The organism is Arthrobacter sp. (assembly GCF_031179385.1).
In the GTDB taxonomy this organism is placed as follows: Bacteria; Actinomycetota; Actinomycetes; order Actinomycetales; family Micrococcaceae; genus Arthrobacter_D.
This window is the reverse complement of the sequence record NZ_JAPSHV010000012.1, coordinates 17,963-40,737: the sequence shown is the minus strand read 5'-3', so window position 1 is coordinate 40,737 and position 22,775 is coordinate 17,963. Positions and strand designations below refer to the sequence as shown.

Annotated in this window: 17 protein-coding genes and 1 tRNA gene; 5 read left to right on the top strand and 13 right to left on the bottom strand. The window is 65.2% G+C overall.

Annotation, left to right across the window (positions count from 1 at the left end):
* Both RIF85_RS03775 and clpB read left to right on the top strand, forming a co-directional pair.
* On the top strand, positions 1-573 hold a 573-nt coding region (locus tag RIF85_RS03775), incomplete at its 5' end, for an aldo/keto reductase (protein WP_309070576.1).
* Positions 574-709: 136 nt separating this feature from the next.
* Positions 710-3,307, top strand: coding sequence for an ATP-dependent chaperone ClpB (gene clpB, locus RIF85_RS03770; RefSeq protein ID WP_309070575.1), 2,598 nt, complete (start codon positions 710-712; stop codon positions 3,305-3,307).
* A gap of 31 nt (positions 3,308-3,338) precedes the next feature.
* On the opposite strand, the gene RIF85_RS03765 is transcribed toward clpB, so the two are convergent.
* Positions 3,339-4,823 (bottom strand): septum formation family protein, encoded by a 1,485-nt coding sequence (locus RIF85_RS03765; RefSeq protein WP_309070574.1) that lies wholly within the window; start codon positions 4,821-4,823, stop codon positions 3,339-3,341.
* Between the two features lie 277 nt (positions 4,824-5,100).
* Between RIF85_RS03765 and RIF85_RS03760 the strand changes: the two genes are divergently transcribed.
* Positions 5,101-5,328, top strand: a complete 228-nt coding sequence (locus RIF85_RS03760; RefSeq protein WP_309070573.1) for a DUF3073 domain-containing protein — start codon at positions 5,101-5,103, stop codon at positions 5,326-5,328.
* 203 nt (positions 5,329-5,531) lie between these two features.
* Here the strand turns inward: RIF85_RS03760 and purM are convergent, their stop codons facing one another.
* The 7 genes from purM to RIF85_RS03725 form a co-directional block, all read right to left on the bottom strand.
* Positions 5,532-6,659 (bottom strand): phosphoribosylformylglycinamidine cyclo-ligase, encoded by a 1,128-nt coding sequence (gene purM, locus RIF85_RS03755; protein WP_309070572.1) that lies wholly within the window; start codon positions 6,657-6,659, stop codon positions 5,532-5,534.
* Positions 6,656-8,215 (bottom strand): amidophosphoribosyltransferase, encoded by a 1,560-nt coding sequence (purF, locus tag RIF85_RS03750; protein ID WP_309070571.1) that lies wholly within the window; start codon positions 8,213-8,215, stop codon positions 6,656-6,658. Before purF ends, purM begins: the two co-directional genes overlap by 4 nt.
* A gap of 52 nt (positions 8,216-8,267) precedes the next feature.
* A complete protein-coding gene (locus tag RIF85_RS03745; RefSeq protein WP_309070570.1) occupies positions 8,268-8,558 on the bottom strand; it encodes a hypothetical protein in 291 nt (96 codons plus the stop codon).
* A gap of 18 nt (positions 8,559-8,576) precedes the next feature.
* Entirely contained in the window at positions 8,577-10,025 is a 1,449-nt protein-coding gene (locus RIF85_RS03740; protein WP_309070569.1) for a DUF2079 domain-containing protein, read from the bottom strand.
* Positions 10,022-10,408, bottom strand: a complete 387-nt coding sequence (locus RIF85_RS03735; protein ID WP_309070577.1) for a sterol carrier family protein — start codon at positions 10,406-10,408, stop codon at positions 10,022-10,024. Before RIF85_RS03735 ends, RIF85_RS03740 begins: the two co-directional genes overlap by 4 nt.
* Positions 10,405-11,409, bottom strand: coding sequence for an asparaginase (locus RIF85_RS03730; RefSeq protein WP_309070568.1), 1,005 nt, complete (start codon positions 11,407-11,409; stop codon positions 10,405-10,407). Before RIF85_RS03730 ends, RIF85_RS03735 begins: the two co-directional genes overlap by 4 nt.
* Positions 11,410-11,496: 87 nt before the next feature.
* Entirely contained in the window at positions 11,497-13,098 is a 1,602-nt protein-coding gene (locus RIF85_RS03725; protein ID WP_309070567.1) for a molybdopterin-dependent oxidoreductase, read from the bottom strand.
* 135 nt (positions 13,099-13,233) lie between these two features.
* Here RIF85_RS03725 and purD point away from each other — a divergent pair, with 135 nt between their 5' ends.
* Positions 13,234-14,535 carry a phosphoribosylamine--glycine ligase gene (gene purD, locus RIF85_RS03720; RefSeq protein WP_309070566.1) on the top strand — a complete coding sequence of 434 codons (1,302 nt, stop codon included), beginning with the start codon at positions 13,234-13,236 and terminating at the stop codon, positions 14,533-14,535.
* Between the two features lie 2 nt (positions 14,536-14,537).
* On the top strand, positions 14,538-15,404 hold the full coding sequence (locus RIF85_RS03715) for a phosphoribosylaminoimidazolesuccinocarboxamide synthase (protein ID WP_309070565.1): 867 nt from the start codon (positions 14,538-14,540) through the stop codon (positions 15,402-15,404).
* A 97-nt stretch (positions 15,405-15,501) separates the two neighbouring features.
* Here RIF85_RS03715 and RIF85_RS03710 read toward each other — a convergent pair.
* The 5 genes from RIF85_RS03710 to RIF85_RS03690 form a co-directional block, all read right to left on the bottom strand.
* Positions 15,502-15,578, bottom strand: a tRNA-Pro gene (locus RIF85_RS03710).
* A gap of 105 nt (positions 15,579-15,683) precedes the next feature.
* Positions 15,684-17,555 (bottom strand): ABC transporter ATP-binding protein, encoded by a 1,872-nt coding sequence (locus RIF85_RS03705; RefSeq protein ID WP_309070564.1) that lies wholly within the window; start codon positions 17,553-17,555, stop codon positions 15,684-15,686.
* Complete coding sequence (locus RIF85_RS03700; RefSeq protein WP_309070563.1) at positions 17,552-19,378, bottom strand: ABC transporter ATP-binding protein; 1,827 nt, start codon at positions 19,376-19,378, stop codon at positions 17,552-17,554. The genes RIF85_RS03705 and RIF85_RS03700 overlap by 4 nt, the downstream gene beginning before the upstream one ends.
* 116 nt (positions 19,379-19,494) lie before the next feature.
* A complete protein-coding gene (locus RIF85_RS03695; RefSeq protein ID WP_309070562.1) occupies positions 19,495-20,427 on the bottom strand; it encodes a metallophosphoesterase in 933 nt (310 codons plus the stop codon).
* Positions 20,428-20,429: 2 nt separating this feature from the next.
* Complete coding sequence (locus RIF85_RS03690) at positions 20,430-22,763, bottom strand: transglycosylase domain-containing protein (protein WP_309070561.1); 2,334 nt, start codon at positions 22,761-22,763, stop codon at positions 20,430-20,432.
* Positions 22,764-22,775 lie beyond the last annotated feature (12 nt).

Here is a 22,775-nt window from a genome sequence, read left to right as displayed (position 1 = left end):
CTCGTGGCCGCCGGCAAGGTGCGTTTCCTCGGCCTGTCCGAGGTCACCGCGGACGAACTTGCCGCTGCCCATGCTGTCCATCCCATTGCCGCCGTGCAGAGCGAGTGGTCGATCTGGAGCCGGGATGTTGAAGGACGCGTGGTGCCCGCAGCCGCCGAACTAGGTGTCGGATTCGTGCCCTACTCGCCGCTTGGCCGGGGTTTCCTGACCGGGACCGTGCAGGCGCAGTCGTTGTCCGAGGGTGACTTCCGCCATCGGGTGCCCAGGTTCAGCGCAGACGCCCTGCAGGCCAATGCCGCGGTGGTGGAAGCTGTGCAGTCGGTGGCCGCCGCAGCGGGTGCCACCGCCGCCCAGGTGGCGCTCGCCTGGCTGGCAGTGCAGGGCTCGAAGTTTGGTTTGCCCGTGGTGCCGATTCCCGGCACCCGCAGGCCGGAGCGCATCGACGAGAACGTGGGCGCCGCCTCGATCACGCTTTCTGAATCTGACTGTGACGTGCTGGACGCGGCCGCCGACCTCGTGGTGGGGGAGCGAAGCGCTGATCCGAACTGGGTGTCGAAAGGCAGGGAAGCCTGAGCCCCACCGCGGCATGCTCAGGTTCGCCTGAAGTGAAAAACAGCCAGGCTGCCTACAGGACTAAAGTTGAGCGTAGTACACTCAACTTAATCACAAATTCCGCTGTTAGTCGTCATTCCACTGCAGGGAGGCCAGCATGGACACCAAATTCACCACCAAAAGCCAGGAAGCCCTGTCCGCTTCCGCCATGAATGCCTCCACCGCGGGCAACCCCCAGGTGGAGCCGGCCCATACGCTGAAAGCGCTGATGGACCAGCGTGACGGCGTTGCCGTGGCTCTGCTGTCGGCAACAGGTGTCAGCGCGGACAGCGTGAGCGTTAAGGCAAGCGCGGCGATCAAGGCGCTTCCGTCGTCGTCGGGTTCTTCCGTGGCTCAGGCCCAGTTCTCGCGGCCTATGCTGCAGGTGATTACCGCCGCGCAGCAAGAGGCCGAGTCGCTGGGCGATTCCTACGTCTCCACCGAACACCTCCTGCTCGGCATCGCCGCTGATTCAGGTGCCGCAGGCAGGATCCTGCGTGAGGAAGGTGCCTCCCGCGAGGCGCTCCTCGCCGCGCTTCCCGGAGTGCGGGGGGACCGGCGGGTCACCAGCCCCGATCCGGAGAACACCTTCCAGGCTTTGGAGAAGTTTGGCGTGGACCTGACCGAGATCGCCCGCTCCGGCAAGCTGGATCCGGTGATCGGCCGCGACACGGAAATCCGGCGCGTGGTGCAGGTGCTCTCGCGCCGTACCAAGAACAACCCTGTGCTGATCGGTGAACCCGGTGTCGGTAAGACCGCCGTCGTGGAGGGCCTCGCCCAGCGCATGGTCGCCGGGGATGTGCCGGAGTCCCTGCGCGGGAAGACCCTCATCAGCCTGGATCTCGGCTCGATGATTGCGGGAGCCAAGTACCGCGGCGAATTCGAGGAACGGCTCAAGGCAGTGCTTGAGGAGATCAAGGCGTCCAACGGTCAGATCGTCACCTTCATCGATGAGCTGCACACCGTCGTCGGTGCCGGCGCCTCGGAGGGCTCCATGGACGCCGGTAACATGCTCAAGCCCATGCTCGCCCGCGGCGAGCTGCGCCTGATCGGCGCTACGACCCTCGACGAGTACCGCGAGAACATCGAAAAGGACGCGGCGCTGGAACGCCGGTTCCAGCAGGTTTATGTCGGGGAGCCCAGCGTTCAGGACACCATTGGCATTCTCCGTGGGCTCAAGGAGCGCTACGAGGCCCACCACAAGGTATCCATCGCCGACTCGGCACTCGTGGCCGCAGCCACACTGTCCAACCGCTACATCACCGGGCGGCAGCTCCCGGACAAGGCAATCGACCTGGTGGACGAGGCCGCGTCCCGGCTGCGGATGGAGATTGACTCCGCGCCGGAGGAGATCGACCAGCTACGCCGCGCCGTCGACCGGTTGACCATGGAAGAGTTGGCCCTCGAAGGGGAAACCGATGAAGCGTCCGTGGAGCGCCTTGAGGCGCTGCGCGCCGACATGGCTGACCGCAAGGAACAGCTTGCCGCGCTGAACGCGCGCTGGGAGGCGGAGAAGGCTGGTCTGAACCGGGTGGGCGACCTGAAGGCGTCGCTGGATGAGCTGCGCTCGCAGGCTGACCGGGCACAGCGTGATGGTGACCTGGAGACAGCTTCCCGCATTCTCTACGGCGAGATCCCGCACGTGCAGCGCGAGCTCGAGGCCGCCCAGGCTGAGGAGCAAGGATCTGCTGATTCACCCGAGCTGATGGTCGCGGAAGAGGTCACCGCGTCGGACATCGCGGAGGTCATCTCGGCGTGGACGGGCATTCCTGCCGGCCGGATGCTGCAGGGCGAGAGCCAGAAGCTGCTGCACATGGAGGAGAACCTCGGAAACCGCCTGATCGGCCAGAAGAAGGCAGTAGCGTCCGTCTCCGACGCCGTCCGGCGTGCCCGCGCAGGTATCTCGGATCCGGACCGACCCACCGGTTCCTTCCTGTTCCTTGGCCCCACCGGCGTCGGCAAGACCGAGCTTGCCAAGGCGCTCGCGGACTTCCTGTTCGATGATGAGCGCGCCATGATCCGCATCGATATGTCGGAGTACTCGGAGAAGCATGCAGTGGCGCGGCTGGTGGGTGCACCTCCCGGCTACGTCGGGTACGAGGAAGGCGGTCAGCTCACAGAGGCGGTGAGGCGCCGTCCGTACAGCGTGGTGCTGCTTGATGAGGTCGAGAAGGCGCATCCAGAGGCTTTTGACATCCTCCTGCAGGTGCTCGACGACGGTCGGCTCACCGATGGCCAGGGCCGGACCGTGGACTTCCGCAACGTCATCCTCGTGATGACGTCCAACCTCGGATCCCAGTTCCTGGTCGACCCGACGCTGGACGAGTCTGCCCGCAGGGATGCGGTCATGTCGGTGGTGAACGTCAGCTTCAAGCCCGAGTTCCTCAACCGGCTCGACGACGTCATCATGTTCGATGCGCTGAGCATTGAGGAGCTCTCACGGATCGTGGACCTGCAGGTACAGTCCCTTGCCGCCCGACTCCAGGAGCGCCGGCTCACGCTCGACGTCACGGACGCCGCGCGGGAGTGGCTTGCGCTCACCGGTTTCGATCCGGCGTACGGCGCCCGGCCGCTTCGCCGACTGGTCCAGCGTGAGATCGGAGACCGCCTTGCCCGAGGTTTGCTGTCCGGCGCAATCAACGACGGCGACAAGGTGCGCGTTGATCGGGCCGCTGACAGCACAGAAGGCCTCGCTGTGGCAACCGTCACCGCGTAGCCGGACTCCTCGCGGAGCGGCCCATAAGGGGCTACTCCGCGAGGAGACTGTCCGTGATGACGTTCCCCTCGTCAGATACCACGAAGCAGTCGATACGCCGGTCACCGTCCGCCCAGGTGCCCGTGGTGGGAGTGACCTGGGTGAGCGTGAGGTTCGGGAAATCTGCCGCCGCGTTCTGGTCGATCGGCACCGAGTTGCACAGTTCATCGCCGCTCGCATTCAGTGCGGCTTCCCCGGGGAAGTCCGCATCATCAGGCAGGCTGGTGGTCGCGAGCAGCTGGGCGTTATGGGGGGTGGTGCAGGTGACGGTCGTGACGTCCGCACTGACATCCGCCGAGTCAAAACCGAGAACGCAGGCGCCCGACTCAAGGTCAAGCGGTGAGATGTTCTCGGCAATGATTCCGTCAGCGCCTGGGGTGGTGCTGGAGGATGCCTCGGCGCCCGGGTCATCGGACCGCAGCGCATTGACGATGTTCATGATGGCGAAGATCAGCAGGGCTAACACCGCAAGGCCGACCACACCGAGAGTAATCAACAACTTCCGGTTGGATCGGCGGGGAGCGCTTCTCGCGGATCGCGCACGGATGCGGGTAGGCGCGGCCTCGTCCGGGCCGGCGGGCGGAAGACCGTAGGGTCCGCCAACCGGCGATGCCGCCATTCCCGGGGCGTGCTCGGAGGGAGGCGGGGTAGGAGCTGCCCAGCGTGCGTCCGGAGCGGCTGACGTCCAGGGTGCGTCGGGAGCAGCGGCCGATGGGGGCCCCTCCGGCTCAAGCTTCTCGGCTTCGGGGGGCGTCTCCGGTTCGGACGTATCGTCGGGATCCGAGGGAGCATCCGGATGGGCCGGTTCTCCCGCGGCTGGGGACTGCCCGACCTGGAACAGCTCATCCCAGCGGGACTGATCGGCGTTCTGCCCGATCCAGGTGGGTGCGTCGCCCGCGGCATAGCTCGTCAGCCCCTGGCCGGCGGTGTCATCGGCGGGGGTCTCGGCGGCGTCGGAAGCGTCGCTCGAACCGTGTGCCACGTCTGAGCCCTCCCCGTCTGTGGCTGCCTCTGGTGCGGAATCGTGCGGCACGGGAACGTTTGGTGCGACGAGGGGTGTTGGCTCGGCCGACTCCTGCGGCTCGCGCGCCGCATCCCCGGCAGCATCGCCCGCAGCGCCGCCGGCGGGTGCAGTGCCCGCTGGTGCCGCAGCCTCAGCCGGGTCATTGGCGGGTCGAGGGCCACTGATCAGGGTGCCGACGTTTTCGGCTTCCCTGGCAACAGACTCGGCCTCAGCTGCGGCTTCGTCCAGGGAGGCGGCTTCGGCGGCGTCGTCGCTGATCTCGGCCGCCCCAAGGGAAGGTTCGGTCAGGCGGACCTCATCGGCGGAGGTGCTGAGGGTCGGCTCGACGGCGTCGTCGGACACATCGGGGTCGGAGAGGCGGACCTCCTCGGCCTTGAGCAGTTCCGGCTCCGGTACCGGCGGCTCACCCGGTGCGGAATCGCCGTCCTCCGGCTTGTCCGGCTGATCGCTCATAGAGAACTGCCCCCTCGCGTGCCCACCACTGCGGTGGGCTGACATCTGGTCCAAATCACCCCACGACTCTAGCCAACAATGGTACTTTCCCGCATGGCGTGCGCCGATCCTGTGACATGTTGCGGGAACCGCGCGGGCGGTCCGGGCGTTGGTGCCTGAGAAACCATGTAATCTATACGTACGACACATTGACCGGATACTCCGGGGCCTCGCTCCACCTTTATTTCCAAGGCCAAAGCGACCACCTCCGGATCGACGCACAAAAGGGGGTCACGCCATGGGGCGCGGCCGTCAGAAGGCGAAAGCCACCAAGCAGGCACGGGACATGAAGTACTTCAGCCCGGCCACAGACTACTCGGCGCTGCAGCGTGAGCTCACAGGCCCCGGTAGTCGCGCCTCACGCCATGATGATCCGGTTGAGCCGGATTATTCGGCGTACGAGGATAAATACGCAGACCAGTTTGATGATGAAGAGGACGACGGCGGCACTCGCCGTATCGGTTAATTCCCCTTCTCGCAGAGCTGAGCGCTCGCTTAATACGTTGAGAACCAGCGGCCAGGACATACTTTGTCAGGCCGCTGGTTCTTGTTGTGCCCGCGGTCAGCACACCTGACAGCGAACCGTTGAGCCAAAAGTGCCGGTAAGGTGCAGGATCGTGGGTTGATCCCCACGATTCTGCACCTTCCCGGCACTTTTGCGTGTTGAACCTAGGAGGCGTACGCGCCGACCAGCCGTACCGCGCCGCCGTCAACGCCCTTGGCGCCCTGCACATAGTCCGGGCCATCGGTGCTCTCGCCGGACGCGCTTCCAACCTGGCCCATGACCCAGGACGGGACGCCACGCTCATTGAGCCGAGCGACGGCGTCGTCAGCGCCGGCAGCGGAGACCACCGCAACCATCCCGACGCCGAGGTTCAGCGTCCGCTCCAGGTCCGGCAGCGGAACGCTGCCGAGTTCGGAGACCAGACTGAAGACGGGCGGGAGGGACCAGGTGGAACGATCCACGGTCGCCTCAAGCCCCCGGGGAAGCACCCGGGCAAGGTTAGCAGCGAGGCCACCGCCGGTGACGTGGCTGAAGCCGTGCACGGCGCCGTCGGAATCGAGGGGGAAGGCACGGGCCAAATCCAGGCAGTCGGAGGCATACACGCGCGTCGGCTCAAGGAGTTCCTCGCCGAGCGTGCGGCCGAGCTCGGACACCTGCCGGTCAAGCGCCCAGCCGGCCTGGTTGATGACGCGTCGGACCAGTGAGTAGCCGTTTGAGTGCAGGCCGGAGGAAGCCATGCCGATGATGACGTCCCCCTCCTGAACGCGGTCCGGGCCGAGCAGGGCGTCCGCTTCCACCACGCCCGTGGCGGCACCGGCGACGTCGTACTCGTGTTCGCCCAGGAGGCCCGGATGCTCTGCGGTCTCCCCACCGACCAGGGCCGTGCCGGCGACCGAACAGGCCGAAGCGATACCGCGCACAATCGCGGCGATGCGTTCGGGAACGACCTTGCCGCAGGCGATGTAGTCGGTCATGTAGAGGGGCTCTGCACCGACCACCACGATGTCGTCCACCACCATGCCCACGAGGTCGAAGCCGATGGTGTCGTGGATGTCCATGGCCTGCGCGATGGCAACCTTGGTTCCCACGCCGTCCGTGGAGGTGGCAAGCAGTGGCTTGCGGTAGGTCAGCAGCTTGGAGACGTCATAGAGCCCTGCGAAACCTCCGACGCCGCCCACCACATTGGCGGAGTGGGTCGCCTTGATGGCGTCCTTCATGAGCTCCACCGCCCGGTCGCCGGCTTCGACGTCTACTCCGGCGCTTGCATAGGTGATGGGGTCAGAAGAGGTCATACCCGCTCTTTCTTGTCAGCTTCGGTCAGAAGGGTTTCGAGTTCACTGCCGGGACCCGGATCGCACCCGGTCGCTCCGGGCTTCTCCGCGGGATCGACCCGCTCGAGAAGGTTCTTGCCGCGCCGGTCTTCCTCGGGCAGTTCGATTGGGTAGTTGCCCGTGAAGCACGCGGTGCAGAGCCGCTCCCGAGGCTGCCTGGTGGCTTCGATCATGCCGTCTTCGGAGATGTAGGCGAGGCTGTCAGCGCCGATGGACTTGCTGATCTCGTCGACGGCAGCGCCGTTGGCGATCAGCTCCGCGCGGGACGCGAAGTCGATGCCGTAGAAACAGGGCCAGCGTACCGGCGGCGAAGAAATTTTGACGTGTACCTCGGCCGCACCGGCCTCACGCAGCATACGGACGACGGCGCGCTGGGTATTGCCGCGAACAATGGAATCGTCGACCACGACAATCCGCTTGCCGCGGATCACCGATTCCAGCGCATTGAGCTTCAACCGGATGCCCAACTGGCGCAGCGTCTGGCTGGGCTGGATGAAGGTGCGCCCCACGTAGGCGTTCTTCACGAATCCGTGCGCGAACGGGATGCCGGACTCTTCCGCGAAACCGACGGCGGCCGGGGTACCGGATTCAGGGACGGGGATGACGACGTCGGCCTCTGCCTGGTTCTCCCGGGCGAGCTGGCGGCCCATCTCCACGCGGGAGTCATACACCGAGCGGCCCGCGATCGCGGCGTCGGGGCGGGCGAGGTAGACGTACTCGAAAACGCAGCCGGCCGATGTTGTCTGGGCGAAACGGCGGGAGCGTACGCCGCTTTCATCGATGGCGATGAACTCGCCGGGCTCGATCTCACGGATGAAGCTGGCACCTACCGTGGCGAGTGCCGCCTGCTCGGAGGCAACAACCCAGCCGCGCTCCAGGCGGCCGAGCACCAGCGGGCGAACTCCGTAGGCATCGCGTGCGGCATAGAGCGTGCCCTCATCCATGAACACGAAGCAGAACGCGCCCTCGATGGTAGGCAGCAGGTCCATGGCGGTGTCTTCCAGTGACCGGCCGTCATCGCCGGCCAGCAGGGTGGTGACCAGGGCGGTGTCCGAAGTATTGCCCTGTGCCATCTCGCCGCTGCGAGGCTTGCCCTGGCGGTCGAGGATCATCTGGTAGAGGTCGGCGGAGTTGGTGAGGTTTCCGTTGTGGGCAAGGGCTACGGTGCCGACGGCGGTGGCGCCCAGCGTGGGCTGTGCGTTCGCCCAATTGGAGGAGCCGGTGGTGGAGTAGCGGCAATGACCGACCGAGATGTGACCGGTGAGGGTGTTCAGGGTGGCTTCGTCGAAGACCTGCGAGACCAGCCCCATGTCCTTGTAGACGTTGATGCGGGTGCCGTCGCTCGTGGCGATGCCCGCGGACTCCTGGCCGCGGTGCTGCAGGGCGTACAGCCCGTAATACGTCAGTTTGGCGACTTCCTCGCCGGGGGCCCACACGCCGAAGACGCCACAGGCATCCTGGGGTCCTTTTTCGCCGGGGAGAAGATCGTGGGAAAGCTTTCCGTCACCGCGCACCATTGCTCCATTCTCTCACGGCGTGATAGTGCCCGTTTTCCCGCCGCACACGATGTCACTCGTCGTCGTCGGTGCGCTCCGCCGTCGCCTGTTTCATGCGCCGCACACTGATCCGGTCGAGCAGCAGCGCGATGAGGCCACCGATCAGCAGGCCCGGGATGGCGAAGACCACGGTGAAGAACCCGAGGACCGATTCGCGGGTGAGGGTCGGATCAGCCGGCCCGGTGTATGCCACGATCAGCGCGGCGATGAACCCGATCAGCGCTCCCAATCCCATGAACGGGGCGAACTTCGGGGCCCGTCGGATGGTGACCTGACGGCGCTCTGGATGCTGCTGCGAACTCATGGTTCAAGGCTACCGGGATCAGGTCTCGCGCTTGACCAACTGGTATCCGGCCTCATTCACGATCAGGGTGTAGTTCTCACCGGCATAGGTCTCCTCCGCGTGCTGCTCGGCGCTTGTGGGGCGGGTGGGGCCCCAGCTCCAGTCCTGGTCGTCGACGATGAGGTAGTCCGGCGGGGGATTCTCGTTTCCGATCCAGTACACCTCGGTCTCCGGCACCAGGTACGGCATGAGCACCACGCCGGACTCCACGGTTGAGCCCGCAGGGATCCGGTCCATCATCCGGTGGGCAGCATCCCAGCGTGGTGACTGCTGGTAGGTCTCGGGTTTCGCCAGCGCTCCCAGCGGCTGGCCGGGAAGCAGCATGAACGCCACCACCGTCACAACAGGTACGACGGCGGCACTATAGGAACGCAGCCAGCCTCGCCTGCTCCGGCGGGCAATGAGGATCGCATGCACGAGCGCGCCGAAAAGGACCGGCATCAGCACCGCGTTGTAGTGCCAGTCCGGGCCCCAATAGGACGGGTTTTCCGCAGCGAAACGCCACATCAGGGTGGGCAGCATCACCAGCGTGAGCGGGGAGCGGAGGAACAGGAAGCCGCCGGCAAGCAGGAGGAGCCACAGCGTCTCGTACTTCTCCACGGCGGTCAGCATGATGAAGAGCGTGTCCACCGGGTTCGCCAGGAGTGCGGCCACGTCGATGCGGTCGGAGTAGTCGTACGTGCCACCCGTGTTCAGCGCCGGAAGGATGAGCCCCACCGACAGGACCAGCCAGCCCAGGCCCCAGAGCGCCAGCGCCAGGCCGGCCCGGTAGCGGTCCCGGAAACGCCAGGCGAGAACCAGCCCGAACGCGAACACGGTCAGTCCCATGTCCTCCTTGACGAACACCAGCAGGCCGCACGCGACGACGGCGGTGCGCAGCCGTCCCTCGATGTAGGCCTCCAACGCCAGGGCCAGCAACGGCAGAGCCAGCGCCACTTCGTGGAACTGAACAGCGACGGCGGACTGGACGCCCCAGGACAGACCGTAAGCCGCCCCGAGGAACAGTCCGGGCAGTCGGCCGATGTGCCGAACGGCCAGGCGCGTGATGACAAGCACCGACCAGCCCACGAGCACGTTCTGCAGGATGAGCAGGGTCAGGCCGGAGGGAAAGAGCGCGTAGACCGGGCCCAGAATGATCAGCAGCGGATGGAAGTGGTCGCCGAGCAGGTTGAACCCGTGGCCCTTGATCGGCACGATGGGCGCATCCAGGCTGGCATAGGCCTTGGCGAGCTGGGTGAAAATGCCGAGGTCCCAGGAGGGCGTGTCGAACCTGTTCCATTGCGCAATGGAGAAAACCGTGTACAGGGCAGTGATGATCCCGGCGACAGCCCAGGCCTCGACCGGTTGGCGCCTGACGGCGGAGACCGCACCCCGTGCCCCCCGGACCAGGAAGTTGGGGAGGGCAGGCCGCGGACGCTCCAGAATCATGACGGGTCCGGCGCCTGAATCTGCGGGAAGAGTGGCAGGAGCGCTGAGAGGTCGGCCCTCTGCCCGGAGGCCAGTACCGCCCCGGATGAGACTGCCTCGGCCCAGTCCAGCGTCCCGGTGATCAGGGCGAGCCAGGTCTCCGCGTCGGTTTCGATGACGTTCGGCGGCGTTCCCCGGGTATGGCGGGGCCCCTCGACGCACTGCGTCACGCCGAGGGGCGGCACCCGCACCTCGACGCTGTTGCCTGGTGCGCGGGCGGAGAGCTCTTCGAGGGAGTAACGCACCGCCGTCGTTCGTTCGGTCCGCTCGGCACTGCCGGCGGCTACCGCGCGGACCGCAGCGTCTCCGGCTGCGGCAGGGATACGCCGTCGTGCCATGGTCAGTCCAGCAGCGCCATGACGGGAGCGGCCAGGCGAAGCTTGCCCACGGGAACGCCGCCGCCGAGCACAGGCTGCACAACCTTCTCCAGCACGGGCGCCACCGCTTCGGCCTCTAGCGCACCTGACGCGGCGAGGAGGGTTAGGCCAACAAGGGTGGTCGCGCGGATGTTTCCGTCCAGGATTTTCAGGGCCATGGAGACGCCGGTCGGAGCAGCCATGACAAGCACACCCTCGGCGCCGTTTTTGGCAAGAATGCCGAGGTCCTCCATGACGATCGAGTTCTCCCGGCCGTGACCGTGGACCGCCCAGGGGTAATCAAGCATGGCCGTCGCGATGGTGGCTGCGCGGGCATCGGCGTTCTTGTCCCCAGGAGCCTTCGCGATCTTGCCGATGCCCCGGGCGAGGCCTTTCAGGGACACCGCACCGAGCGGGGCACCGCAGCCGTCTACGGCCCAGTGCTCTACGGTTTCCTCGGTGTACTCCTCGATGACCTCGGCGATGCGCCGCTGCAGGGGGTGCTCACGGTCGAGGTAGGTCTTGTGGTCCCACGAGTTCTCGGTGCAGGCCCAGAGGAACGCGGCGTGCTTGCCGGAGCAGTTGAAGGCCACGCGCTGCCGGCCCTTGTCGGCGCGGATGAGCCAGTTGCGGGCTTCCTCGTCCTGGGGCCAGTCCGGCGGGCACTGGAGGTCGTCCTCGGTGACTCCTGCTGCGCTCAACATGGACCGCACCACGTCCATATGTTCGTGACTGCCCACATGGCTGGCGGCAGCCAGGGCCACCTGCGCACCCCGCAACGGTACGCCCGCCTGCATTGCCGCGAGCGCTTGGAAGGGCTTCAGGGTGGATCGGGGAAAGATCGGCGCATCCACATCTCCGAGCTCAGTGACGATTGAGCCGTCCGCCGCTAGTACTACGGCAGAGCCGATGTGGCGGGATTCGATGAAGCCGTTACGCTCCAGGACCGCGAGGTCAACCGCGCTGGAGGAGGTGAAGGTGGAGGGCATGGTTCCAGTATTGCGCATATGTACCTCATGCCCACCGGAGAGAACGGTCATCCGGTGGGCACAAGCCTAGTGTTGTTGTAAGGAACGCTACTCCGCGGTGAACTGGACAGTGTGCCAGCCCGAGGCGCCGTCCGGAACAGTGTCTGCGCGCTCCTCCGTCTGCACGCCCTCGACGTCATAGGCACGGCAGCGGATCTGGTGCGAGCCCGGTTCAAGCTGGACTTCATGCGACCACTGGCGCCAGGTGTCCACGGTGTACTCGGCGGCGAGGGTGGCCTCTTCCCACGGGCCGTCGTCAATCTGCACCTCCACCCTTTCGATGCCGCGGTGCTGCGCCCAGGCAGTGCCGCCCACCCGGGCAGTTCCTGCGGGGACCTTCGCGAAAGCCCGCGGAACCTCGACGCGGGACTGCGTCTTGATGGGACCGCGCTCGGACCAGCCGCGGTCGGTCCAGTAGGCGGTGGCGTCCGCGAACCGGGTCACTTCGAGGTCCACGACCCACTTGGTCGCGGATACGTATCCGTAGAGTCCCGGAACAACCATGCGCACGGGGTAGCCGTGTTCGAGGGGGAGCGGCTCGTCATTCATGGCAACAGCAAGGATGGCATCACGGTCATCCTGCAGGATCGGCAGGGGAGTTGAGGCACTGAAGCCGTCCGTGCTCGTGGAGAGGACCATGTCCGCGCCGTCGGTGGGACGGGCGCGCTCGAGAAGTTTGCGGATGGGATAGCCGAGCCATTTGGCATTGCCCGCCAATTCCCCACCCACCGGGTTGGAGACGCAGGTGAGCGTGATGTGCCGTTCGATCAGCTCTGAGTCGAGCAGGTCCTGGAACGTCACCCGGACTTCCTCCTCGACCATGCCGTGAATGCGTAGTTCCCAGGTGTCGACGTCGATGGTGGGCACCTGCAGGGCCGTGTCGATGCGGTAGAACTCGGAATTGGGAGTGAGCCAACGGTCAACTCCATACAGGTCAACGTCTACCCCTGCCGGCACCGGCAGCGCGGGACTGGCCGGTGCCGGGAAGCTCAGGCGCTCCCGGGCCACATTCACGGTGTTGCGCACTCCGCTGACGACGGCGCCGCCAACTGCCGCAGCGGCAGCGACCACGGCGGTGACCCCCGCCGCTGCGAAGAACCCGCGCCTGCTGACGCCGGCCTTGCCCCCAACAGAGTGGGATCCGCCGGTACTGAAGGCGCCGTCATCGTTGGTGTCGACGATGGGGGAGGTGCGGTGCAGCATCCGAATCATCCACCGGAGCGCGGCCAGCCCTGCCAGCGTGCCGATGATGGACGGCACAGCATCCTGCGATGCAGCGCCGGCACGGGAGATCACGGCGGCAACCATCACCGCGCCCATGACCAGGACACCGGCGACACCCAGGATCCAGCGTCGCCAGGCGAGGTAGCCGAGGATCGCAGCGAGGACGACGATGGTGACCGCCATGCCGACGAACAGTGCTGCCTTGTCATTGGTGCCGAAGGTGTCGATCGCGAAGTCCTTCAGCCAGGACGGCGTGAAGTCGATGAAGGTGGACCCCAGCGCGATCAGCGGCGCTGATCTGGAAGAGAAGAACGCCCCGACCAGTTCGGCGACGCCCAGCACCAACCCCGCCGCGAGGATTCCGGCAAGCATCGGGAGGGCTTTGAGCGACGGGGCGCTACGACTGGACGTGCGAACGGCTTTCATACTGAGGGTTCGGAGAGACGGGCCCGCTGTATTGGTCGGGTGAAGCCCGCGGGCGGTGCGTGCAGCTTCACACTGCATTCACAGTAGCCCCGCGCGGTAGTTGGGCATAGGAGGAACCCAGTACCCTGAACTACTGTGAAGGTTCTTGTGATTGGCCCCGGAGGCCGCGAACACGCCATTGTCCGAGCGCTCCTGGCCGATCCTTTCGTGAGCGAGGTGCACGCTGCTCCCGGGAACGCCGGAATCGCCCAGGACGTGCCGGTTTGCGCCATCAACGCGAACGATCCCGTCGCGGTCACGGAGCTCGCCAATCGCCTGGGTTCGGATCTCGTGGTCATCGGACCGGAAGCGCCTCTGGCTGCCGGCGTGGCGGATGCGCTGATCGAAGCTGGTATCTCCGTTTTCGGACCGACGAAGGCCGCCGCGCAGCTCGAGGCGTCGAAGGCGTTCGCGAAGCAGGTCATGGCCGCAGCCTCGGTTCCAACGGCGATGGCGAAGGTCGCTTCGACCGCCGCTGAGGCTGAAGAAGCACTGGATGCCTTCGGCGCCCCCTACGTTGTCAAGGACGATGGCCTGGCCGCGGGCAAGGGAGTGGTTGTTACCTCTGACCGCACCATCGCCCTTGAGCATGCGCAGGCATGCTTCGACGCCGGCGGTTCCGTGGTCATCGAGGAGTACCTCGACGGACCCGAGGTGTCCCTCTTTGTGCTCTCGGACGGTTCCACCGTGGTCCCGCTTGCACCGGCGCAGGACTTCAAGCGCATCTTCGACAACGACGAGGGCCCGAACACCGGCGGCATGGGGGCGTACTCTCCGCTGGAGTGGGTCCCCGCCGGCCTCGTCGACGAGGTCATCGAGCGCGTTGCGCAACCCACTATCGACGAAATGGCCCGCCGCGGCACCCCGTTCACCGGTGTCCTCTACTGCGGTCTTGCGCTGACCTCCCGCGGGCTGCGCGTCATCGAGTTCAACGCGCGGTTCGGCGACCCCGAGACCCAGGCCGTACTCGCCCGGCTGAAGACCCCGCTGGGAGGCGTCCTCCTCGCGGCTGCGAAGGGTGAACTTGGGAACGTGGATAACCTGCACTGGTCCCCTGAATCAGCTGTCGCCGTCGTACTGGCCTCGGCCGATTACCCGGACACCCCGCGCACCGGGGATCCGATCCGCGGGCTGGAGGATGCGTCCGCGCTGGAGGGCGTGCACGTGCTGCACGCCGGTACCGCACTGGCCGGGGACGGCTCGGTCGTGTCCGCGGGCGGGCGCGTACTCGCCGTCGTCGGGCTGGGAAAGGATCTCGCGGAGGCGAGGGGCAAAGCGTACGACGGCGTCGGGCGCCTTGAGCTCGAAGGCGGGCAGTACCGTACGGATATCGCGGCGAAAGCGGCCAGCGGCGACGTCGTCGTTTCACAGGCGAGCACAACGACGGGCGGGGCGTAGCCATGGTGCAGGAACTGGCCGGTTGGCGGCACATCTACTCCGGGAAGGTCCGTGACCTGTACGAGCCCGAGACGGGCGAGGACGACCGCGTGCTGGTGGTCGCCAGCGACCGGATCAGCGCCTATGACTTCGTGCTGTCATCGGAGATCCCCGACAAGGGGCGTGTCCTCACCCAGCTGAGCCTGTGGTGGTTCGAGCAGCTGTCGGGCATCCCCAACCACGTCCTGTCCACCGACGTTCCCGCAGAAGTCGCAGGGCGGGCCATGATCTGCCAGCGGCTCGAGATGTACCCGGTGGAGTGCATCGCGCGCGGTTACCTCACCGGCTCGGGCCTGCAGGAGTACAACGCTTCGCGCACCGTATGCGAGTTGCCGTTGCCCGAGGGCCTGGTGGACGGGTCGCGGCTCGAGACGCCGCTGTTCACCCCGTCGGCGAAGGCCGAAGTGGGGGAGCACGACGAAAACATCACCTACGACGCCGTCGTCATGATGGTGGGAGATGACCTCGCCGCGAAGCTGCGTTCCCTGACGCTCGACATCTACTCGCGGGCGGAGTCCATTGCGCGTGACCGCGGCATCATCGTGGCCGACACCAAGGTGGAGTTCGGGATGTCGAGTTCGGGAGAGGTCACGCTCGGTGACGAGGTCCTGACGCCCGACTCTTCCCGGTTCTGGGATGCCGCGCTGTACTCTCCGGGGAAGGCGCAGCCCTCCTTCGACAAGCAGTTCGTCCGGGACTGGCTCACGTCTGATGCGGCCGGCTGGGACCGGGTCTCGGAACCTCCGGCGCTGCCCGCCGAGGTGGTCGAGAAGACCCGTGCACGGTACATCGAGGCATTCGAGCGGCTGACCGGGCGGACTTTCGTCTGACCAACCAGGGCCTGACCAGATAGGCCTGGTTGGCATGGCGACCGGGCAGGACGAACGAAAGAAGGCACCACCAGTAGGTGGTGCCTTCTTTGCTGAATGGTCGGGGTGACAGGATTTGAACCTGCGGCCTCGTCGTCCCGAACGACGCGCGCTACCAAGCTGCGCCACACCCCGATTCTGCTGTTCAACGTATCCGTACTAACTCATCGGTGAAAGTTCTACGTATCCGTGAAAGCAACCTCTCAAGGATAACGGAGAATCCTGCTTCAGACTAACCGGTTAGACCAGCGAGTCCCGCCACGCGGCATGCAGGGTCGCGAACCGGCCGTTGCCGCTGATGAGGTCGGCAGGTGTTCCGTCTTCGACCACCGCGCCGTCGTGCACCACCAGGACGCGGTCGGCGATCTCCACCGTCGAGAGGCGGTGGGCGATGATTAGCGCGGTCCGGTTACCCAACAGTTTCTGCAGGCCCTGCTGTACAAGGCGTTCGCTGGGAATGTCCAGCGACGACGTCGCTTCATCCAGGATCAGCACGGCGGGATCAGCCAGGAATGCCCGGGCAAAACTGATCAGCTGACGTTGACCCGAGGAGACCCGGCCGCCGCGCTTGTTCACGTCGGTGTCGTAACCCTCGGGAAGCGAGGTGATGAACTCGTGCGCTCCCACCGCCTGTGCAGCCCGCTCGATCTCTTCCCGGCTCGCCTGCGGTTTGCCGAGCGCAATATTGTCCGCCACGCTGCCGCTGAAGAGGAAAGCCTCCTGGGTGACCATGACGACGGCGCTGCGAAGGTCACGTGGGGACAACTGGCGAAGGTCGATACCGTCAAGCAGAACGCGGCCCTCGGAGACGTCGTAGAACCGGGCAATGACTTTCGCAAGAGTCGACTTGCCGGCACCGGTTTGGCCCACAAGGGCCACCGTCTGCCCGGCAGGAATGGTGAGGTCCATGCGCGGAAGAATCACCGGACCATCGCCGTAACGGAACTCGACGCCGTCGAACTCGATTCTGCCCTGGGCATTTTTCAACGGCACAGGGTTTTTCGGCGGGCGCACGGTGGGCACTTCCTCCAGGAGCCCGGACACCTTCTCCAGCGCCGCCGCCGCCGACTGGAACGAGTTGTAGAACATCGCCATCTGGTCCACAGGCTGGAAGAACCGCTTGCTGTAGAGGAGCAGTGCGAGGAGTGCACCCACCTCCAGGGACCCACCAAGTACCCGGAAGCCACCGAACAGCAGCACCGCGGCCACTGTCACGTTGCCGATCAACACAAGACCCGGCTGGAAGACCCCGTTGAGGTTGATCGAGCGCACGGTCACGCGGCGGTAATCTTCGGCCAGCTCGTCATAGCGGTCTGCGTTGACCTTCTCGCGCCGGAACGCCTTGACAGCCCTGATACCGGTCATCGTCTCGATGAAGTGCACGATCAGCCGTGCGGACACCACCCGGGAAGAGCGGTAGGCGATCTGCGAGTGCTTCTGATACCAGCGCGCGAGGAATGTCATCGGGATCGCTGCCACGAGGATCAGCAGCCCGGTGGGCCAGTCGAGAACGAAGATGGTGACGGCGGTGAAGATCATGTACATCAGGCCGGACGCAAGGGAACTCACACCGGAATCGAGCAGTTCGCGCAACGCCTCGAGGTCCGACGTCTGGCGGGAGATGATGCGGCCGGAAGTGTACTTCTCGTGGAACTCAAGGCTCAACCGCTGGGTGTGCCGGAAGACGCGCAGCCGCAGGTCCAGCAGCATCTCCTGGCTCAACCTTGCCGCCGCGAGGACATAGCCGGCGGTGAGCACGGCAGCGAGCACGGCCGCCAGCAGGTAAGTGATTCCCGTGGCCCAGAGCAGGGCGGAGTCTCCCTGCATCAGCGAGGGCAGCGCGTGATCGATGCCGAAGGCGATGATAGCCGGCCCGGAGACCCGCGCGATTTGCGAGAAGATCACCAGGAACGCCGTCCAGATGAACTGCCTGCGGTTCGGGCGAATCAGGGAGCCAAGAAGCTTGAAAGACCGTGACCGCACTGACTTGTTCTGTGCCCGGTCAAGGATGACGTCGTCCTCGTTGGAGACACCGGAGGAAATGCCCGACGACGGCGCCTCGTCTCCCTGGCTGCGCTTGTTCTGCTTGTTCTCCCTGGCTGAGCTGCTCATGCGTGAGCCCCCTGGTCGTTGTGCCCCAGCTCTTCGAGTTCGCTGTCCAGATCCACTGGCTCCTCGTTGAGACTCGCGATGACGTAGCGGTAGTGGTCGCTGCGCTCCAGCAGTTCGGTATGGCTGCCGACGTCGGCAATGCGTCCGTTCTCCATGAGGGCCACCCGGTCCGCAAGCGCCACTGTCGATGGCCTGTGCGCGACGATCAGCGTAGTGGTCTCAGAGAGCACCTCCCGGAGCCGCTCCTCCACCAGTTCCTCGGTCCGCACATCGAGAGCCGACAGCGGATCGTCCAGGACGAGGACCCGCGGCTTCGCAGCGATTGCCCGAGCGAGCGCCAGGCGCTGCCGCTGGCCACCTGAAAGGCTGAGGCCTTCTTCACCGATCAGCGTGTCGACGCCGTCGGGCAGGGAGTAGACGAAGTGCGCCTGCGCGACATCAAGGGCCTCAGCGAGGATGGTCTCTGCCTCGTCGTCGTTGTGGGCGTCCGCGCCCATCAGCACGTTCTCACGGACGGAATTAGAGAACAGCGTGGTGTCCTCGAAGGCTACGGCCACGTGGCGGCGCAGCTCCTCCAGGGACAGCTCGCGCACATCGACGCCGTCGATCCGGAGGGAGCCGCCGGTGACATCGTAAAGCCGGGGCACCAGTTGGAGGAGGGTGCTCTTGCCGCAGCCGGTAACGCCCACAAGCGCCATGGTTTCCCCGGCCCGAAGGGTGAGGTCGACGCCGTCGATGACGGACACTGACGCGTCCTCGGCATCCGGGTAACGGAAGTGAACGTCGTCGAAGGTCACCTCGCCTCGCGGGTTCGTCAGCGTGCGAGCGTTCTGCGGGTCAGTAATGGTGTTCTCTGATTCCATGACCTCGTAATGGCGGTCGATGGCTGTCTTGGCCGTGAAGGTCATGGCGAGCAACGGGCCAATGAACTCGACCCGGCCGATCACCACGCCGGCCGTGGCGAAGAAGGCAACCAGGCCGCCGATGGACACCTCGCCGTTCACCGCCAGGAGGATCCCGGTCACCAGGGAGGCCCCAAGTGCGAGTTCGGGGAGCAGCGTGACGATGAAAGAGAACCAGGCAAGACTCTTCGCCTTGTGAATCTCGGTCTCTCGGAGCTCCTCCGCCTGGTCACTGAACGCGTCCAGAGCTTCCCGGCTGCGACCGAAGGCCTTCAAAACGCGGATGCCGTGAACGGATTCCTCAACCGAGGTTGCAAGGTCGCCGGCCTGGTCCTGGCTCTTGCGCGACACCCTGCTGTAGGAGGTACGAAACCGGAACCCGTAGACCATCACGGGGACAGCGGCAGCGAGGAAGATGAGAGCAAGCGGCCAACTCATGAAGAACATGATTGCGACGCCGGCGGTCACGGTGAGCGCGTCGACTACGAGCATGATGGCGCCGAAAGCCATCCAGCGTCGCATGAGGTTGAGGTCTGACATCGCCCGGGACAACAACTGACCGCTTCCCCAGCGGTCATGAAATGCCACGGCCAGGTTCTGCAGGTGCCGGTAGAAGGATGTGCGCAGGTTGGTTTCGACGGTGGTGGCGGGGTTGATGACGAAGAATCGTCGCATGGCCACAAAGGCAGCCTCAAGCACGCCGAGGACGAGCACAATCCCGGAAGCTATCCAGACCGTGGAAGTGGCCTGCCCTTCAGCGAGCGCGTCATTGACGAGTACCCGAAAGACCTGGGGAATGGCGAGGACCATGATGCTTGCACCGAGCGCGGCGAAAAGCCCGAGCATCAGCCGCGGCATGATCGGCTTCAGGTGCGGGTAAAGACGGCTGAGAGACTCCCACAGCGTAGTTTGCTTCGGCATGCTCTTCTCTCGACAGGTTGAAGATAGGAGGGAGCGAAGAATTTGTGTCCCCCAGCAACCAATCCTATGTCAGCTGTGCCGCACGCCGCATCCGGTGGCGGGTGGGAAGTCCGCTGTCAGCGAGGCGTAAGCGTCAGCAATACTGCTTCGGGGCGACAGGCGAAACGGACTGGAGCAAAGCGGGACGTTCCAATGCCGGCAGAGACATTAAGCGGTACGGTCCTGCCGTTGTTCTCCCACTGCGTGAGGCCGCGGGCGCGCCAGGTGGGCAGGTCACAGTTGCTGACCAACGCGCCGTACCCGGGAATGCAGACCTGCCCGCCGTGCGTGTGGCCGGCAAGGATGAGCTGGGCCCCACCGTCGGTGAAAGTGTCCAAAACACGCTGGTAGGGAGCATGCGCGACGCCGACCCGCAGGTACGGCGCCTCGTGCGCTGTGCTGCTTCCGTTCGGGAAACCGACGAACCGGTCCCGGTTGAGGTGGGGATCGTCGACGCCGCTGAAGTCCAGGCGGGTACCCTTCAGGCCAATGGACTGCGACCGGTTGGTGAGGTCGACCCAGCCGGCGGACCCGAACCGGGCGAACATCTGCTGCCACGGCAGTTCCTTGAGCTGCTGGCCCGCAGTCGAGGACGGGCCGCCCAGGTATCTGAACGGATTTTGTAGGCGCGGAGCGTAGTAGTCGTTGGAGCCCGGAACGAAAACGCCGGGGAAGTCCAGGAGAGGCTCAAGGGCATCCAACAGTGGAGCGAGAGCCTTGGGATGACTGAGATTGTCACCGGTGTTGACCACCAGATCAGGCTGGAGTTCAGCCAGCCCCTTCAACCACTTCGCCTTCGCGGCTTGCCGGGGGACCATATGGATGTCCGAAAGGTGCAGGACCCTCAAAGGCCGGCTGCCGGCGGGCAGTATCGGAAGAACTTCCTCGCGGAGCCCGAACAGGTTTCGTTCAACAAAGGCCGCATATCCGGCAGTGGCAACCCCGGCCGCCGTGGTCAAACCAAGCGCAACGGCAGCGCCGTTGCGCAAGCCCCCTTTAGATGTCACCACGATCAGCCGTTGCCTCCGCCATTGCCGTTCCCGTTCCCATTGCCGTTACCGTTCCCATTGTTGCCTGAATTGTCCGGCGGCGTCACAGGTTGAGTGCTTCCTTCGGGGGCCGGGGGAACGATGGGCTGGAAGTTGCCCGCGTTGTTGGCGTTATTGCCATTGTTGTTCGAGGGCTGCGACGGCTCAATGGAACGGCCGCTGTTCAGCATGTTGGACGGCGGATCAGCGAATGGCTTCGGCTGGTACGAACCCCGGATCTGCTGCATGTAGCGCGCCCACGAAGGGGCCGCCACGAACGCGCCGTCGATCTCCTCGTAGATCCGTCCACCGATCTGCAGCTCGGACAACGTGCCGCTGTTGGCTTTCCAGTTACCTACCCAGCTGGCGGTGGCCATCGCGGAGTTGTAACCCATGAACCAGGTCTGCGAGCGGGCGTCGTTGGTTCCGGTCTTGCCCGCCATGGGGATATCGCCGAATTCGAGCAACTGGCCGGAGCCCCGCTCGATCACTTCCTGGGTGGCGTAGTTGACGCCGCGGGCCAGTTCCTTGGGTATGACCTGCTCGCAGGAAGGCTGCGGAACCGGGAAAGTGCTGCCGTCAACGGCCGTTACTTCGGTCAGTGCCCGCGGCTGGCAGGTGAGGCCCTCGGCCGCCAGACCGGCGAAGGCGGTAGCCATCGACATCGGGGAAACCTCGCTGCCGCCACCGATGAGTGCGGAAGGCTGCACCTGGAGCGGTGTGTATTCGCCGCTGGCGCTCTTACCGTCGTGGACGCCGAGCTTGGTGGCAATTTCAAACGGCTTGCACAGGTCGACTTCCTTAGCCGTGTACATGGTCACGGTGTTGTAGGACTGCGCCAGGCCTTCGAGAACGGTGTAGTTGCCGTAGTTGATGTCGCCGTAGTTCTGCGGCTCGTAACCCTCAGCGTCGGGCAGGACGTACTCACCGCCGGGCAGGCAACTGGCTTCCCACGTCTCACCCTGCTCGTACTTCTTCTTGCTTCCGTCGACGACGGTGTTCAGCGACCGGCCGTCCTCGAGCCAGGCGGCAACAACGAAGGGCTTGAACGTCGATCCGGGCTGGAATCCGCCCAGGCCGCCCAAGGGCCGGTTCGGGTCGCCGCCGGCGTACTGGTCCACATTGAAGTTGAGCACTGAGTCGCCTGGAGTTTCACCGGGCATGAACCGGGTGTTCTGTGCCATCACCAGGATGTCTCCGGTGCCCGGCTTCAGGCTCACCATGGAGTGGCCCACGGCGGCGTCGGTGGTCTCGCGGTTCGCGGTCTCGTTGATTGCGGTCTGGGCCGCAGCCTGTGCGCGCGGGTCCAGGGTTGTCTTGATCGTCAGGCCGCCGCGGTACAGCAGGTTCTCGCGGTCCTCGCGGGTCTCACCGTAGGCCGCATCGTTGAGGATCAGGTGGGTGACATAGTCGCAGAAGTACGGTGCCTGTTCGGCCCCGACACAGCCGTTCAGAACCGGCGTGATTGCCAGACCAAGGTCGGAGGCCACCGCGGCGTCGTACTCTTCCTGCGTGATCTTGCCGGTCTCCAGCATGCGGCCGATTACCAGGTTGCGCCGCTCCAGTGCGCGCTCGGGGTAAAGCTCGGGGCTGTAGAAGGTGGGACCGTTGACCACGCCGGCAAGCAGTGCCGCCTGCTGAACGTTCAGGTCTTTGGCTTCGACGTTGAAGAAGTACTTCGACGCAGCCTGGACCCCGTAGGTGTTGCCGGTGAACGGCACAATGTTCAGGTAGCCCGCGAGGATCTCGTCCTTGCTCAGTTCCTTCTCCACCGCGATGGCGAGCTTGGCTTCACGAAGTTTGTCGCCCAGCGTCTTCTGGCCGCTGAACGTGATGTCGCCGCCGCTCTGCATGCTCGCGTCGATCAGTACGTTGTTGACGTACTGCTGCGTGATGGTGGATGCACCGCGTGTGGTGTCGCTGCTGATGTTGCTGATGGCCGCACTGATGATGCCCTGCAGGTCCACACCGCCGTGGTTGTAGAACTGGTCATCCTCGATGGCGATCAGCGCGTCCGTCATGTTTTCGGACACCTGCTCCAGCGTTACAGGCTGGCGGTTCTCCTCATACAGGGTCGCGATCAGGGATCCGTCAGAAGCCACGATCTTGGAGGGCTGGGCGAGCGCGCCACGCTCGAGCTCAGCCGGAAGATTCTCGAAGAACTGGATGGATGCGGACGCGCCGGTACCGGCGGCCGCAGCTACGGGGACAAGAAGACCTGCAGCAAGCACCCCACTCAATCCACTGATTCCTAGGAATGCAATGATTTTCCCCAGGGTGGTTGCCGTGTCAAAGAAAGGGGATTTACGAGCAGCCATGTACTCCAGTTT

What these genes read in the sequence shown, in the direction of transcription:
- clpB (WP_309070575.1), top strand. Translation starts at nt 710, where the DNA reads ATGGACACCAAATTCACCACCAAAAGCCAGGAAGCCCTGTCCGCTTCC.
- RIF85_RS03765 (WP_309070574.1), bottom strand. Translation starts at nt 4,823, where the DNA reads ATGAGCGATCAGCCGGACAAGCCGGAGGACGGCGATTCCGCACCGGGT.
- RIF85_RS03760 (WP_309070573.1), top strand. Translation starts at nt 5,101, where the DNA reads ATGGGGCGCGGCCGTCAGAAGGCGAAAGCCACCAAGCAGGCACGGGAC.
- purM (WP_309070572.1), bottom strand. Translation starts at nt 6,659, where the DNA reads ATGACCTCTTCTGACCCCATCACCTATGCAAGCGCCGGAGTAGACGTC.
- purF (WP_309070571.1), bottom strand. Translation starts at nt 8,215, where the DNA reads ATGGTGCGCGGTGACGGAAAGCTTTCCCACGATCTTCTCCCCGGCGAA.
- RIF85_RS03745 (WP_309070570.1), bottom strand. Translation starts at nt 8,558, where the DNA reads ATGAGTTCGCAGCAGCATCCAGAGCGCCGTCAGGTCACCATCCGACGG.
- RIF85_RS03740 (WP_309070569.1), bottom strand. Translation starts at nt 10,025, where the DNA reads ATGATTCTGGAGCGTCCGCGGCCTGCCCTCCCCAACTTCCTGGTCCGG.
- RIF85_RS03730 (WP_309070568.1), bottom strand. Translation starts at nt 11,409, where the DNA reads ATGCCCTCCACCTTCACCTCCTCCAGCGCGGTTGACCTCGCGGTCCTG.
- RIF85_RS03725 (WP_309070567.1), bottom strand. Translation starts at nt 13,098, where the DNA reads ATGAAAGCCGTTCGCACGTCCAGTCGTAGCGCCCCGTCGCTCAAAGCC.
- RIF85_RS03715 (WP_309070565.1), top strand. Translation starts at nt 14,538, where the DNA reads ATGGTGCAGGAACTGGCCGGTTGGCGGCACATCTACTCCGGGAAGGTC.
- RIF85_RS03705 (WP_309070564.1), bottom strand. Translation starts at nt 17,555, where the DNA reads ATGAGCAGCTCAGCCAGGGAGAACAAGCAGAACAAGCGCAGCCAGGGA.
- RIF85_RS03700 (WP_309070563.1), bottom strand. Translation starts at nt 19,378, where the DNA reads ATGCCGAAGCAAACTACGCTGTGGGAGTCTCTCAGCCGTCTTTACCCG.
- RIF85_RS03690 (WP_309070561.1), bottom strand. Translation starts at nt 22,763, where the DNA reads ATGGCTGCTCGTAAATCCCCTTTCTTTGACACGGCAACCACCCTGGGG.